Genomic DNA, 14,523 nt, shown 5'->3' with positions numbered 1-14,523 from the left:
TTAAGAAAAACAGGTATCTGATTCAGCGAAGTTTCCTGATCCTGAGGTTCAGGTGGGACGGTATATGACTATTTTAGGCTTCTTACGCTTATTTAAAAGGTAAGCTTGCTCACCATAGACAAAGAATGCATCCCTTTACGTTTAAGTATCGATCGAAAAACAAGCGGCATGAATCAGATACACGACTCATTATAATCCATTTTGTAAAAATTATCTGCTTTATTACAAAAATAGATGCACGCACGCCGACCCTTAAATCAACTAGTTGATATTTAAAGGAAATCTAAGTTTATCTGATATCGGTTTGGATGTCAGAGATTGTGCTAACCTTTAAGAGAGTGTTAAAATTAAGTTTCGCCTATTTTCCAGAGATTGTCATGCAAATTCAGCCAAAGCCGTCCGCTTTTGATGATTTTTATCATTTATTGAGTCAAGCAGAGGTGATGACCTCTCCGGCGGAAATTCACGGTGTTTTATGTGGTTTTATTTGTGTGGGAAACAAACTCAATGGTGAATTTTCGATTGATATCTTATTGCAGCGTTTGGGTAGTCGTACACCTGATCTAGAAATGGGACCACAAGGGGCTTTGGTCGGTCTTTATGATGTAGCGTGTCGACAATTAAGTGGTTTGCAATCATTTGAATTACTCCTACCTAAACCGCAACAAGCTTTAAGTGTCCGTGCTGAAGCCTTGAGTCTTTGGTGCGAAGGTTTTTTGTATGGTTTAAGTTTTTTAGGAGGAATGCTCGAAGAAGAGCTTTCTGAGTCGGTCAGTGAAGCACTCCATTGTATTGCTGAAATTGCGCGCTTAGACGTCAGTCAATTTGAGGTCTCTGAGTTAGACAAAAAAGCGTATGAAGAAGCGCTTGATTTTGTCACCCAGGCCATCCCTTTAATCCACGAAGAGCTGGTCCAAGCAGTCGGAACAAAAAGGGTCCGGATCGCCACTGCATTAATCGAGCATGTAGGGATTCGACGTTATCTTCGGATAACCATTCACTTTCCTTAATTTTTTATAAACAGCTATTAGACAGGTGATCACTTGAATGCTCCATGCTTTAAGACAAGACGTTGTCAATTAATGTCTGCCGTGGAGGCAGATACACTGATTTTTATTCTCTCTGCACCCGAATGTGTGCGCAATCAGGATGTAAATTACCCCTATCGTCCGAACAGTGATTTTCACTATTTAACCGCTTTTCCAGAGCCAGATAGCCTCGCTATCTTGTGCTCTCAGGCGGGGGGTGAACAAGGGAAATTTATTTTATTTAGTCGCCCTAAAAATGAGATAGACAGTCTGTGGATAGGCGAAGCAATTGGGGTAAAAGGTGCGTGTGATCAGTATGACGCCGATTTTGCTTATCCACTGGAACAATTGGAAGGTCAGCTGGCATTGCTGAGCGCACATCGACGCGCCTATTATTTTTTAGGTGCATCCAATCCAGCTTTACGTCAGCGAATTGAGCGTTATTTACAGACTCAACCGCATCTTCTCTATAACGAGACAGCGAATCAACGTTTAACAAATATCGTCCACGAAATGCGTCTTCAAAAAACCGCAGAGGAACGACAGGCGATTCAACAGGCGGTGACGGTATCGACGCAAGCGCACCAGCGTGCGATGCAGGCTTGTCGTCCTGGGTTGTATGAATATCATTTAGAAGCGGAACTTTTATATACCTTTTGCCAACAGGGCTGCCGAGAAACCGCTTATCCGAGTATTGTCGCAAGTGGCGCAAACGCGTGTATTTTACATTACACAGCCAATAAAGCGGAATTAAAAGCTGGTGATCTGGTACTCATTGATGCGGGGTGCGAATATCAATACTATGCTTCCGATATTACACGTTGTTTTCCCGTCACGGGTCGTTTTAGTCCGGAACAAAAGGCCATTTATGAAATTGTCTTACAGGCACAACAAGCGGTGATTACGCAAATTAAACCGGGCGTCGCTTGGAATACTTTGCAAGCTCTCTGCGCACGCGTGATTACAGAAGGTTTAAAAGAAGTGGGTTTATTAAAAGGGTCACTCGAAACGCTCTTGGAACAAAAAGCCTATCGAAAATTTTATATGCATGGCTTTGGACATTGGCTCGGTTTGGATGTGCATGATGTGGGAAGTTATCAAGTGGATGGCCAAGCGCGTTGTTTAGAGCTAAATCAGATATTTACCGTTGAGCCGGGCATTTATATTCGCCAGCAAGCGGATGTCGATCCCAAATGGTGGAATATAGGTATTCGGATTGAAGACAATGTTTGTGTCACGGCGACCGAACCGGGAGTGGAGGTCCTTTCTAAAGCACTTCCTAAAGAAATCGACACAATTGAAACATGGATGTGTGGATGAATAAACCTTATGACGTAGTGATTATTGGTACCGGCCTAGTAGGAAGTAGTCTTGCTTTGGCATTAACCAAACATCGGCTACGTGTAGCCTTAGTCGAACAACGTCTTTTGCCAGTACACCCACCGGTAGAGCGTGGTGCAAGTAAACCGATTGCCCTCAATTATGCGAGTGTCGCCATTTTGAAAAATTTAGGGCTTTGGTCAAAAGTCGCGGCTCAGGCTAGTCCGATTCAAACGGTGCATATTTCTGAGCAAGGGACGTTGGCGAGTACGCAAATTCAATCCCAAGCATTGGGAGTCACGGCACTGGGTCAGACCGTTCCCGCGGCGCAACTTGGTTGGGCATTCACTCAATCGCTTCAGCAGGCCTTGACGCAAGGAAAGCTCGACATCTGGAATCCAGCGGTGTGTCAACGTTTAAGTCCGCATCCGTGCGGTTGGGCCATCACCATACAAACCGAAACGACACAACAAACCATCGAAGCAACCTTAGTGATTGCGACCGACGGTGCCGGATCAACCGCCCGTCAATTAATGGATATTCCTGTTGAAAAAGAGAAGACACTCTCTTCTCATCAGCAAGCACTCGTGACAACCCTCCACACTACCCAACCGCATAATCAAATCGCCTATCAACGCTTTACTCAGCAAGGTATTTTGGCTTTTTTACCATTAGTGAATAAAAACCGGGTGGGTTTTATTTGGACAGCTTCAACGGCGGTGATTGAATCGTTGACCCAACTCAATGACGCCGCTTTTTTAAGTCAGGTTCAATCTTTATTTCCAAAACGTTTAGGTACGTTTTATGCAAAAGAAGCGCTACAGACCCACCCACTCGAAATGTTTATGGCCAAACCACAAGCACAACCCGGTTTTATTTTATTAGGTAACGCCGCGCATACCCCGTTACCGATCGCCGCGCAAGGGGTTGAACTTAGCTTTACATGACATGGCTAGTGTTGGTTGATCAAATCCTCGCTGCGTGTGAGGCCAATCAACCTTTATCCCATCCCAGCTTATCTGAAAATTATTTAAAACAACGTTTGCCGGCACAACAACAAATTATGGCTTTTACCCAACGCCTGGCAAAAATTTTTAGTCCACGTGTTCAATCGTTGACTTTCCTGCGTAATAGCGGTTTATTAGTCTTTGATTTGATACCTCCTTTCAAAAAGGCCGTATCTCGACGTCTTATGGGTATCCAAGGCCGATTACCGACCTTGATTCGTGGTACGGTGTCCTACCAACAAGAAGAAACTTATGCGGAAATTTAAGCAAATTATTAATAGCGAAGGTCAAATTGAATTTATTGAAATTGATGTGGTCGGCCAAAGCCTGCTGACCACACCGAAATTGAATAAGGGAAGCGCATTCAGTGAACAGGAACGCGATCAATTTTATTTGCGAGGTAAATTACCCTATGCCGTAGAAACGCTCGAACAACAAGTGGCGCGAATTTACCAACAATTTTTAAAGAAGGCCAATGATCTCCAAAAGCATGTTTATCTACGTAGTGTGCATGATACGAATGAGACCTTATTTTATAAATTAGTCAGTGAACACCTGACCGAAATGCTGCCTATCATTTATACCCCGACAGTCGGTAAAGCGGTTGAGGGATTTAGCCATGAGTTTCGTCGTTCGCGAGGGCTGTATATTGCGTATCCCGATCGCGATGCGATTGATCAAATTATCGATAACCGTCTCAATCCAGAAGTCGATATTATTGTCATCACAGATGGTGAAGGTGTCTTGGGAATTGGTGATCAAGGAATTGGTGGGATGGATATTTGTATTGCCAAATTAATGGTTTATGTTATTTGTGGTGGCGCGAATCCACATCGTTTACTGCCCATTCAAATTGATGTCGGCACCAATAATCAAAAATTACTGAATGATCCCATGTATCTTGGCTGGCGCCATCCTCGTTTAACCGGACGAGAATATGATGAAATGATTGAACGGGTCTAAACTACCGAATGTGTATTTACATTGGGAAGATTTTGGTCGTGAAAATGCACGGCGTAATTTACAACGTTATCATCAAGAAATGTGTACGTTTAATGATGATATGCAAGGAACCGGTGTGGTGACGCTTTCGGCATTACTGACTGCAACGCAACGAATAAAACAATCATTAACTGAACAACGAATTGTCATTTTTGGTGCCGGAACCGCGGGGACGGGTATTGCGGATCAACTCTATGCGGGAATGCTGCGCGCAGGATTGACACCCGAAGCCGCATTAGAGCGTTTTTGGTTGGTTGATAGACAAGGCTTGTTAACTCAAACGATGTCAGATTTAACTGATTTTCAACGTCCTTATGCACGGCATGATGTGTCGACACTGTTAACGAATCTGGAAGCTGTGATTCAGCACGTGAAACCGACTGTATTGATTGGTTGTTCCGGACAAGGCGGTGCGTTTACAGAAAATATTGTTCGTCAAATGGCGCAGGATCAACGTCATCCGATTATTTTCCCTTTATCGAATCCCACTGAGAAAGCCGAAGCGACACCACTGGATTTATTACGTTGGACAGAAGGACGTGTCTTAATGGCGACGGGAAGTCCTTTTGGTCGGGTTTCGTTTCAGAATAAGACTTGGAAAATTTCTCAATGCAATAATGCGTTGATTTATCCAGGGCTAGGTTTAGGGATTGTGGTTTCGCGTGCCCAACGCTTAAGTGAGACCATGCTTTGGCACGCCTGTAAAGCATTGAGCGATTATGCCAGTCAAAGTCCTGAATTCCATGCGCCGCTTTTACCTGACTTTGATCGAATTCACGCACTCAGCCAACATATTGCCTTGGCTGTTGCTCAACAAGCCCGGCAAGAAGGTTTAGCGCAGGTGAGCGAGACCCTTGATTTAGCGCAGCGTGTCCAAAACCAATTTTGGAAACCTAAGTATTATGATTATCATCTTAAAACAGAGGATACAAAGGAAAATGAGTAACATGAGGGGGTGGATTGTTCGGCAATGTGTGTTTTGTCATGCCAAGAATAGAGAAGATAACCTTCATGCGAGTCTCTAATTTACATTTTGATTTAGTCATTGTTGGGGCAGGCATCGTTGGTTTGAGTGACTTACGTATTGCGCTGGTTGATCAATCCGACCCGGGCATTTTATTCAATGCCTCACCGACTCGTTTATTCGATCAGCTTCGTTTCATTGCCGTCACTCGGCGATCGCAACAAATTTTTGAGCGTTATCAAGTTTGGTCATCTTTGGCGAGTGTGGATTGTGGAGCGATGATTGACATGGAAATTCAATCATCGAATACGACGGAACAGCTGACATTTAGCGCTGCGGAGGCTGGACAGCCTTGTTTAGCAACGATCGTCAACAATGCCGCCTTACAAAGCGCGTTATTTTTATCGGCTCGAGCCCTACCTGAATTGGATATTTTCTTTGGCCATTCGATCGCGACCATTGAAGAGCAGCCGAAAGGACGCTTAATCACCTTAACTTCAGGCAAACGACTCAAAGCGACGCTGATCGTCGGTGCCGATGGAGCACAATCTAAGGTACGGGAATTAGCTAATATCTCTTGCCGGCGTCACGATTATCAGCAAGAAGCATTAATTGCGACGGTCCGAACGCAACAACCCCATCGTCAAACCGCTTACCAGCTTTTTTTACCAGAGGGTCCATTGGCTTTTTTACCACTACACGCGCCGCATACCGCTTCGATTGTGTCAGCGACGCAGATTTTTGTCATCAATTAACCACAAGCTTTCGATATCGTTTGGGTCAAGTAGAAGAGACGAGTCCACGTTTGAGCTTTGCTTTACGGACTCAACAAGCCGCTTGTTTTGTTCAACCCCATCTCGCGTTGATAGGGGATGCGGCCCATACGGTGCATCCTCTCGCCGGTCAAGGCGCGAATTTAGGGATTGCCGACGCAGTTTGCTTAGCGAAGACATTACAAGAAGCTCAAGAGACAAATCGTTCCTTAGGCGCGTACTCGGTTTTGCGCCGTTTTGAACGAGAGCGTACTTTTCACCGACGGTTAATGGGGGTTGGTGTGGATGGGATTAAACAGCTGTTTGCCACAGCGAATCCTGTATTACAAAAAGTTCGTGAACAAGGTTTAAAGCAGTTGAATCGTAGAGTGGGATTAAAAAATTATTTGAATGCCTATGCAATGGGTCACCCCCATCTTTTTTAACGGCGGCGAGATCAAGATCGTGATTTTTTTTGGTTTGCAGAAACGGGAATGGATGCGATATCCCGAGGTTTAAGTTCTTTATTTAACTGTAAAAATCGCTGTGTAGCCTCTTTTAAATTTGCTGCGATCGTTTTTAATAAGCACAATAAATTGCTGTTTTGGCGTAAATATAAAGAACTGCAGTAAGGAATAAAAAAGTCGAGGAAGATTCTTGATAAGACGTTGTAAAGCGAGGAGCTCCTTCGTAATTTGATTTTTTTGCTGAATACTTTGATTGATGACCTCCATTAAAGTATAGAGCTGGAGAAGCCATTCGTGAGTGGTGAGGATCGGTGGGGTAAGCGACATACAAATGTTTTGTTGATTTTAGATATCTAATTCAATTTTAATGGAGTATAGATGAAAAACCTTAGTAAAAGCTTAACAGCATAAGGAGAAATACGTGTGCCGCCGAATAAGATAAAATTGGTTATTCTCGATCGAGATGGGGTGATTAATCAGGACTCAAAAGATTTTATCCGATCCCCCGCGCAATGGCAACCGATTCCAGGCAGTTTAGAAGCGATTGCTCAGTTAAATCAAGCGGGTTACAGGGTGGTGGTAGCGACCAATCAGTCTGGAGTGGGGCGTGGCTATTATTCAGAAGCGGATTTGGCCGCGATTCATCAAAAGATGCACAAAGCCTTACAGTCGTTCAACGGGGTGATTGATCGTGTTTTTTATTGTCCCCATCACCCTGAGGATCACTGTGAGTGCCGAAAACCGAGGATTGGTTTATTTAAACAGATTGCTCAAACCTATCCCGTGGATTTAACTACAGTGCCGATGATAGGGGATTCATTACGTGATTTACAGGCCACCCAAGCTGCTGGATGCCGCCCTATCTTAGTGTTAACGGGGCAAGGCCAACAAACGCTACAAGACAATCCGCAGTTAGTAAATCAAGTGCCTATTTTCGAGGATCTTAAAGCGGCCGTGTGTGTTTTGCTTTTTGATGGATGAATCAAAAAGGGAGCTTAGCTTTCTTCGTAAAGCCAATTGGATGTTATCTTAGGAAGTTGTGACAATATTTTAATAAAAAACTTAATTTGCTGGCTCTTGTTTAGAATGAGAAGAACGAATGATTGTTGTGACGAACGAAACTCCTCCATTTATTTATCTATATCGCTAGAAAATAGAAGTACTTTTCCAAAGTCTAAAAAACAGGGAATGCTATTCCGAAAAAACCTATCAACCTTAATTTTAGAATGCTTTGTAAGCTTATATTCTTCTCAAGTTTTGTTTAGTTTTAAAAGATAGTTTTTAGGGTTTGCTTTCACCCATTTTTGTTTTTGTTCTTAATATTTCCTTAATTTTAATTTTTTATCATAAAAGGATAAAATTTTTTTAAATGTAGGAGGGATTTTGTGTGTTCCCTACAGAAATACAAATAGCTTTAGAACAATATAATCATCGTAAAGGATTCTTCAGACGTCTATTTGGCGATCATCCCGCTGTAAGAGCGATACGAAAGCTTCCTAATATAGATAAACAGGATTCCTTTAAACTTTATCGGTGTTTTAATAAAAATAATAAACCAGCTCTATCCCAAGCTTCTTTCCAAGTTTATCAGGCAGTATTAAATTATTTCTTAGCATCTTCGGGTCTTGTTTGTCCACAGAACCTAGAATACTTAGACCTTGCCTCTCCCTTAATGACGCAAGAAACTGTATCGAAAAATAATTTGTGGGTTGGATTACTTCATTGGGATACCGTTAATAAGCAAACACTGATGCTTGAGGAACGACATGAATTAATTAAAACGGCTGTGGAGCGCCTAGAAAAGCAGGCAAACGGCCAACCCTGTTTATTGGTAGCTCCGGAATATTTTTATTCTAGGCCGCTTGCGGATTCTTTCGAAACTCACAGAACAGAGGTAAACCACGTACGTCACTCTATTGCTTATCTTGGTGAGAAAACGTATTCCAACTTTTATAAGAATAATAAAGAATATCCTCCTGGTTCGATTAGACAAATAGAAAAAAATTCGTATAAAAAAATCATGTGTTTTTTAAAAAACTTATCGAGCCAGCACCCGAATCTTATTCTTTTTCCAGGAACAATCGCTTATAGAGAAGAGATAATAAAAGAAAAGGATAATTTGGCGCTCTTAAAAAAAAGAATAGAAGATAATCTTAAAAATATTTGTTTTCACAATCGCGGTGCCAGTGTATTTTTTTATAATTTGAATTTCGAGCACTATTTTAGAGAAGATAAAAAAAATAAAGATAAAATTCAATACTTAAAAAAATTTAAGTATGTCGCTAAAAATACTGCGCCATGTTTTTATCAAGGAAAAAAATTGTTTGCTCAGAATAAAGTATTCAATTTTAGTGAGATGACAGAAGCATACCCTAAAAGAGAGAAGCTAGATATTCTTACTGATTATACGCCCGAAACTTTTTTCTTGCCTGGTGTGTATCAAGGCGAAGTTGGAAAAATTAATGATCTGAGTTTCGCTATTGATATTTGCGCCGATCACCCACGTAGTTTTCTAAAACAAAGCTTAGAGAAAAAAGAAGATAGACGGCCTCTCGCCTTGCATATTTGTCAATCTGCTTCTGTGAAAGGAAAGTTAAAGTCTCAGAGTCAATCGATAGGGGGGTATTTTATCCATGTTTCTTCTAAGCTTGAGTATAATACCGTGATAAAACGAGAGGGAGAATTTTTTTATAAAAAAGAATCTCCTTATCTAGAGGAAAAATAAGTGTTTTGCATACAGAAAAAATAAACAACTAAAAATAAATAAATATGAAAAAGGACAGGTAAACTACCTAAAGTTGTAACCAATTTTGAAAAAACAATTAAGGATTCTCCAAAACGAAGAATGTCAATATAATTCAATACAGTAGAATTAAGCGGAAAAACTTAGAGTTTGTAAACCATAGGGAGCCTACCTAACTCATTTAACGTTGAACTAAATAGAAAAGAATGGCCCAAATCAAGTATCTTTTAAGATGGATTACGTGCTTGCAAGCAAATCGATTTCAGGTTAAGAAATTCTTCAATTCCATAGTGGGATCCTTCGCGTCCAAAACCAGATTGTTTGATCCCACCAAAAGGAATCACGGTACTGGAAAGACGGTGGGTATTCACACCAACCAAACCATACTCGAGATGTTCGCTGGTTGAGAGGATAGTTTCTAAATTCTGTGCGTAAAAATAAGCAGCCAAACCTGATTCTGTGGCATTCACTAATTTAAGTACTTCTTCTTGTGTGGAAAAGCGAAATAATGCCGCAACCGGTCCAAACGTTTCTTCTTGAGCAAGTTGCATCGCGGCCGTGCACTGATCAAGGACCGTCGCTTCAAAAAAAGGGCTGCCCAATGGATGAATCTTTCCGCCACAAAGTAATCGAGCACCTTTTTGAAGGGCATCTGTAATATGGGTTTGTACCTTAACAACGGCTGCATCCTGAATTAACGGACCCAAATCGGTCGTCGGATCGGTGCCAGGCCCGACTTTTAAGGCGCGGAAGCGCGTACAAATTGTTCGACAAAGCGGTCATAAATTTTTTCATGTAAGTAAGTTTGCCCGCTGTTACGAAACTTAGCCGCTAAAGCGCCTTCTACCGCTTGATTAAGTTGTGCATCGTCAAACACAATAAACGGGGCATTGCCACCTAATTCTAAAGAAAGTCGTTTGATTTGTGGAGCACTTTTTTGGATTAATAAGCGACCGACATGGGTTGAACCGGTAAATGAAAGTTTACGTACGGCGGGGTGTTTACAAAAAATAGTACTGATTAATTCGGCATCCCCAGTGATAACATTAAATATTCCGGGAGGAAAGCCGGCTTCTTCGGCTAATGCGGCGAGCGCTAATGCAGAAAAGGGAGTAAGTTCTGAAGGTTTTAATACCACCGTACAACCAGCGGCTAAAGCCGGCGCACATTTTCGGGTAATCATCGCCATCGGAAAGTTCCACGGCGTGATGGCCCCGATTACACCGATGGCCTGTTTTTGTACCCAGAGCGTTTGTTGTGGCCAAGGCGCTTGAATAATCTCACCCATGACCCGTTTTGCTTCCTCGGCAAACCACAATACAAAGGAGGCACCGTAACGAATTTCGTCTTCTGCTTCTTTTAGTGGTTTACCTTGTTCAAGACACAGTAATTGCGCTAAATCGGCAAGATTTTCTAGGATCAAGGTATGCCAACGAACAAGTCGTTGCGCACGTTCCAAAGCCGTGGCTGACCGCCATGCCGGAAGTGCTTGCGCCGCAACGTGAATCGCTTGTTGAATCGTTGTTTCACGTAAAGAAGGGACTTGACCCAATAGCTGTCCTGTGCCCCTTTTTTTCAGTCATCCATTGCCCGTTAATGTAACACGCTTGCCGTAAAAGAGAAGGATTCTGATATAGCATGGTATTTTATTCCGCCGGGTTAGGTTCTCTTATCATTTCTAATAACCGAATTTGGCGATTATCGGCACGCAGTACTTTAAACTGAAAGGGAGGTAAAATAAGTCGTGCCCCACGTTTCGGTAAGTAACCAAAGCGGTGCGCAATGTATCCACCAATGGTATCAAATTGATCCGTACTAAGCTGTGCATTAAAGTAGGTATTGAATGATTCAATCGGCATGAGTGCTTTAATAAAAAAGCGATGGAGGGATTGTTCTCGAACAAAAATTTCTTCGTCCTCATCGTATTCATCTTCAATTTCACCAACAATTTCTTCTAAAACGTCTTCAATGGTGATTAATCCCGAAACCGTACCGTACTCATCGACGACAATCGCCATATGGTAGTGTTTATCTTTAAACTCTTCTAATAAACTATTTAAACGTTGACTTTCTGGAATAAAAATAGCTGGTCGCAGAATATCAGCCAGTTGGAAGCGACTTTGTTCTTCTAAAGGATGATAACGCAGTAAATCTTTCGCCAGTAATAAACCGACGACTTCGCCGTTGGGTGATTGAACCACTGGAAAACGAGAATGTGCCGATTCAATGACAATCGGCAGAATGTCTTCTAAACGAGCCGTGGCCTGAATCACGGTCATTTTTGCACAGGGAACCATGATATCGCGGACATGACGATTCGATATTTGTAAGACACCCTCTATCATTTTGAATGCTTGATAATCGATTAAAGTGTGTTGTTGTGCGTAATGCAGCACTTGTTGCAATTGTTCCCTGTTTTTCGGTCCACGCCACAACCATTGTTTAACACGTTGTAACCACGGTAGCGATGATTTTTTTTTACATCGGTTTGACCAATCAATAGGGGTTTTCATATCCTAACTCCTCTAATAATTTTATTTCTAAGGTTTCCATTTTAGAGGCATCCACTGCGGTTTGGTGATCATAACCTATCAAATGTAAACAACCATGAATCACTAAATGTGCCCAATGCGCTGTATTGGTTTTACCTTGCTGTTTGGCTTCTCGATGAACTAACGGGGCGCAAATAGCAAGATCACCCAGTAAGGGGCTGGAAATGCCGGGCGGTGGCTCAAAGACAAAAGACAAAATATTGGTTGGTCCCATTTTATGGCGAAACGTCTCATTCAAGTACGCGCTTTCTCGATAACCAATTAGGCGAATAGTTAATTCCGTAAATGTTGTTCTGCCCAGCAGCGCGTGATCCACCCAACCCTTAAATTCTAGAGCAGAGGGCAGGGCGGCACAACGCGTTGCAATTTGTAGAGTCAGCTTAATCGTCTTTGGTTTTTTTTTCGTAGTCGGCATAAGCGTTTAAAATAGCCTGAACCAGTGAATGTCGAACAATATCTTGTGATGCAAATTCGGTGATACTAATTCCTTGTACCGACTTTAACACCGCTAAAGCATGGCTCAAGCCGGACGGGACATTACGTGGTAAATCGGTTTGGGTAATGTCACCATTGATGACCACTTTGGAATTAAAGCCGATTCGCGTCAAGAACATTTTCATTTGTTCGCGTGTTGTATTTTGTGCCTCATCCAGAATAATAAACGCATCATTGAGTGTTCGGCCACGCATGTAAGCCAGGGCGACGACTTCAATGATATGTTGTTCTAAATAGCTTAAAACTTGTTCAAATCCTAATAGTTCATTCAGTGCGTCGTAGAGGGGCCGAAAATAAGGATCCAGTTTTTGCGAATAGTCGCCGGGTAAAAAGCCGAGTTTTTCACCGGCTTCGACAGCGGGTCGGACGAGCACAATGCGCCGGATTTGTTCTTTTTCTAATGCTGCAACGGCGCAGGCTACGGCCAAATAGGTTTTTCCTGTCCCAGCTGGCCCCAAGCCAAAATTAATATCGTGGTTTAAGATACGTTTGAGATAGTGGACTTGATTAGGTGTGCGGGGTTGTACACGTCCTTTTTTGGTCGTTAAAATCAATTCTGGCGCCATCATTTTTTTTAAAGGAGAAGAAGGATGGCTGCGGACGGTCTTCAGGGCTAAATGAATGCTCGCCGGCGTAAGCGCCGGCGTATTTTGAGTTTCAGCATATAAATAATGTAATAACTTAACGGCCACATCCACCGCAGAAAGTGTTCCTTTTATTTGAAACTGATGGCCGCGGTTGGAAATACAAACGTCTAAATGTTGTTCGATTTGGCGTAAATGCTGATCGAACGGGCCACAAAGGCTGGCTAATCGCCCGTTATCTTCAGGGGTGAGTTCAAAAGAATGGGGTTGAGTATTCAAGTGTTAACAAGTTCTCCACGCAAAGAATTTTTTAAAACCCCGTGATACGAATTGGAACCATTTTCCCGATCAATCCCGGAGCACCGGTAAAATTAACGACCCGATTATTTTCAGTGCGCCCTTGCCACTGGGTGGGATCTTTTTTAGACGGACCATCGACAAGGACGTTTTGTATACTTTCGCGCATTTGTTCGCTAATGGCCTGTCCTTGAAATACTAGAAGATTTTGTAAAATCTGTAAACGTTGCTTTTTGACGGCTTGCGGAACTTCGTCGGGGAGATCGGCGGCCGGAGTGCCAGGACGTCGGCTATAGATAAAGCTGAAGGAGTGATCAAAGCCGACCGATCGAATCAGGGAGAGGGTTGCTTCAAAATCGACCTCGGTTTCGCTAGGAAAGCCAATAATAAAATCCGATGAAATCGCAATATCAGGTCGTACGCGTCGTAATCGACGAATTTTAGATTTAAATTCGAGCGCTGTATACCCTCGTTTCATGGCGGCTAAAATCCGATCAGACCCACTTTGCACTGGTAAATGAAGATGATTCGCGAGCTTCGGTGTATCTGCATAGGCCTGGATTAAGCGTTCAGAGAAAGCTAACGGGTGGGAAGTGGTAAAGCGAATGCGATCAATGGATTCTAATGTCGCAATATAGCGAATGAGATCAGCCAGATCGGCGGTGCCTCCGTCATGGCGTGGCCCACGGTAATCATTCACATTTTGCCCGAGCAAGGTAATTTCGCGAACACCTTGTTCACTTAAGCCCACCACTTCGGCTAAAACATCGTCTAGAGGGCGGCTAATTTCTTCGCCACGCGTATAGGGAACCACACAATAACTACAATACTTACTGCAACCTTCCATGATGGAGACAAACGCACGGACCCCTTCGGTGCGTGCGGGAGGGAGGTAGTCAAATTTTTCAATTTCTGGGAACGAAATATCGACAACCGGTTTTTTCTTCGTTAATACATGGTTGATTAATTCAGGAAGACGATGCAGCGTTTGTGGGCCAAATACAATATCGACAAACGGTGCGCGTTGACGAATTCCCGCGCCTTCCTGACTGGCAACACATCCACCCACCCCGATAATGACATCGGGGCGTGCGGCTTTAATTTTGCGCCATTGTCCGAGCTGTGAAAAACTTTTTACTTGTGCCTTTTCACGAATCGAGCAAGTATTTAATAAAATAACATCTGCTTGTTCTGGATCGCAGGTTAATTTGAGACGATGTGAGTGATACAGTAAATTGGCAATGCTGTCTGAATCATACTCATTCATTTGGCAGCCATGGGTTTCAACGTATAAATTTTGCAACATAACGGA

Annotated in this window: 12 protein-coding genes, 1 other RNA gene and 3 pseudogenes; 9 read left to right on the top strand and 7 right to left on the bottom strand. The window is 42.7% G+C overall.

The genetic code is table 11. The features are described 5' to 3' along the window. Positions 1 to 10: 10 nt before the first annotated feature. Positions 11 to 183, bottom strand: a non-coding RNA gene (gene ssrS, locus S3O_RS16195) — 6S RNA. Between the two features lie 194 nt (positions 184 to 377). On the opposite strand from ssrS, the gene S3O_RS0101745 reads away from it, so the two are divergent. From S3O_RS0101745 to S3O_RS0101715, 7 genes and pseudogenes are all read left to right on the top strand, one after another. Beyond that, positions 378 to 1,010, top strand: a complete 633-nt coding sequence (locus tag S3O_RS0101745) for a UPF0149 family protein (protein WP_050816845.1) — start codon at positions 378 to 380, stop codon at positions 1,008 to 1,010. 33 nt (positions 1,011 to 1,043) lie between these two features. Continuing rightward, a complete protein-coding gene (locus S3O_RS0101740) occupies positions 1,044 to 2,348 on the top strand; it encodes an aminopeptidase P N-terminal domain-containing protein (protein WP_029463592.1) in 1,305 nt (434 codons plus the stop codon). Then, positions 2,345 to 3,295, top strand: coding sequence for an FAD-dependent monooxygenase (locus tag S3O_RS0101735; RefSeq protein ID WP_029463591.1), 951 nt, complete (start codon positions 2,345 to 2,347; stop codon positions 3,293 to 3,295). The genes S3O_RS0101740 and S3O_RS0101735 overlap by 4 nt, the downstream gene beginning before the upstream one ends. Positions 3,296 to 3,306: 11 nt before the next feature. Then, positions 3,307 to 3,621 carry a Rossmann-fold NAD(P)-binding domain-containing protein gene (locus S3O_RS0101730; protein ID WP_192805850.1) on the top strand — a complete coding sequence of 105 codons (315 nt, stop codon included), beginning with the start codon at positions 3,307 to 3,309 and terminating at the stop codon, positions 3,619 to 3,621. After that, positions 3,608 to 5,303, top strand: a pseudogene (locus S3O_RS20250) (NAD-dependent malic enzyme). Before S3O_RS0101730 ends, S3O_RS20250 begins: the two are co-directional and overlap by 14 nt. A gap of 65 nt (positions 5,304 to 5,368) precedes the next feature. Then, positions 5,369 to 6,076 carry an FAD-dependent monooxygenase gene (locus tag S3O_RS16960; RefSeq protein WP_029463590.1) on the top strand — a complete coding sequence of 236 codons (708 nt, stop codon included), beginning with the start codon at positions 5,369 to 5,371 and terminating at the stop codon, positions 6,074 to 6,076. A gap of 20 nt (positions 6,077 to 6,096) precedes the next feature. Next, positions 6,097 to 6,519, top strand: a complete 423-nt coding sequence (locus S3O_RS0101715) for an FAD-dependent monooxygenase (protein ID WP_029463589.1) — start codon at positions 6,097 to 6,099, stop codon at positions 6,517 to 6,519. Positions 6,520 to 6,597: 78 nt separating this feature from the next. On the opposite strand, the gene S3O_RS0101710 is transcribed toward S3O_RS0101715, so the two are convergent. After that, positions 6,598 to 6,867, bottom strand: coding sequence for a hypothetical protein (locus S3O_RS0101710; protein ID WP_010597327.1), 270 nt, complete (start codon positions 6,865 to 6,867; stop codon positions 6,598 to 6,600). Between the two features lie 96 nt (positions 6,868 to 6,963). Between S3O_RS0101710 and gmhB the strand changes: the two genes are divergently transcribed. Further along, entirely contained in the window at positions 6,964 to 7,521 is a 558-nt protein-coding gene (gene gmhB / locus S3O_RS0101705; RefSeq protein WP_010597326.1) for a D-glycero-beta-D-manno-heptose 1,7-bisphosphate 7-phosphatase, read from the top strand. Positions 7,522 to 7,927: 406 nt separating this feature from the next. Then, positions 7,928 to 9,265 (top strand): hypothetical protein, encoded by a 1,338-nt coding sequence (locus S3O_RS0101700; protein ID WP_010597325.1) that lies wholly within the window; start codon positions 7,928 to 7,930, stop codon positions 9,263 to 9,265. A gap of 245 nt (positions 9,266 to 9,510) precedes the next feature. On the opposite strand, the pseudogene S3O_RS16955 reads toward S3O_RS0101700, so the two are convergent. The 5 genes and pseudogenes from S3O_RS16955 to miaB all read right to left on the bottom strand — a co-directional run bounded on the left by S3O_RS16955 (position 9,511) and on the right by miaB (position 14,514). Continuing rightward, positions 9,511 to 10,835: pseudogene (locus S3O_RS16955) on the bottom strand (NAD-dependent succinate-semialdehyde dehydrogenase). 94 nt (positions 10,836 to 10,929) lie between these two features. Next, the gene (locus S3O_RS0101690; RefSeq protein ID WP_010597322.1) at positions 10,930 to 11,796 is read right to left on the bottom strand and encodes an HlyC/CorC family transporter; all 867 of its coding nucleotides are present in this window, start codon (positions 11,794 to 11,796) and stop codon (positions 10,930 to 10,932) included. After that, positions 11,780 to 12,250: an rRNA maturation RNase YbeY gene (gene ybeY, locus S3O_RS0101685; RefSeq protein WP_010597321.1), complete on the bottom strand. Its 471-nt coding sequence runs from the start codon at positions 12,248 to 12,250 to the stop codon at positions 11,780 to 11,782. The genes S3O_RS0101690 and ybeY overlap by 17 nt, the downstream gene beginning before the upstream one ends. Further along, entirely contained in the window at positions 12,216 to 13,193 is a 978-nt protein-coding gene (locus S3O_RS0101680; RefSeq protein ID WP_010597320.1) for a PhoH family protein, read from the bottom strand. Before S3O_RS0101680 ends, ybeY begins: the two co-directional genes overlap by 35 nt. Beyond that, a pseudogene (miaB, locus tag S3O_RS0101675) lies at positions 13,190 to 14,514 on the bottom strand (tRNA (N6-isopentenyl adenosine(37)-C2)-methylthiotransferase MiaB). The gene S3O_RS0101680 and the pseudogene miaB overlap by 4 nt, the downstream one beginning before the upstream one ends. Positions 14,515 to 14,523 lie beyond the last annotated feature (9 nt).

It is taken from the genome of Rickettsiella massiliensis 20B (assembly GCF_000257395.1).
GTDB classification, from domain to species: domain Bacteria; phylum Pseudomonadota; class Gammaproteobacteria; order Diplorickettsiales; family Diplorickettsiaceae; genus Diplorickettsia; species Diplorickettsia massiliensis.
Note: the sequence above shows the minus strand (reverse complement) of the source record. Positions and strands in the feature narration are given on the sequence as shown.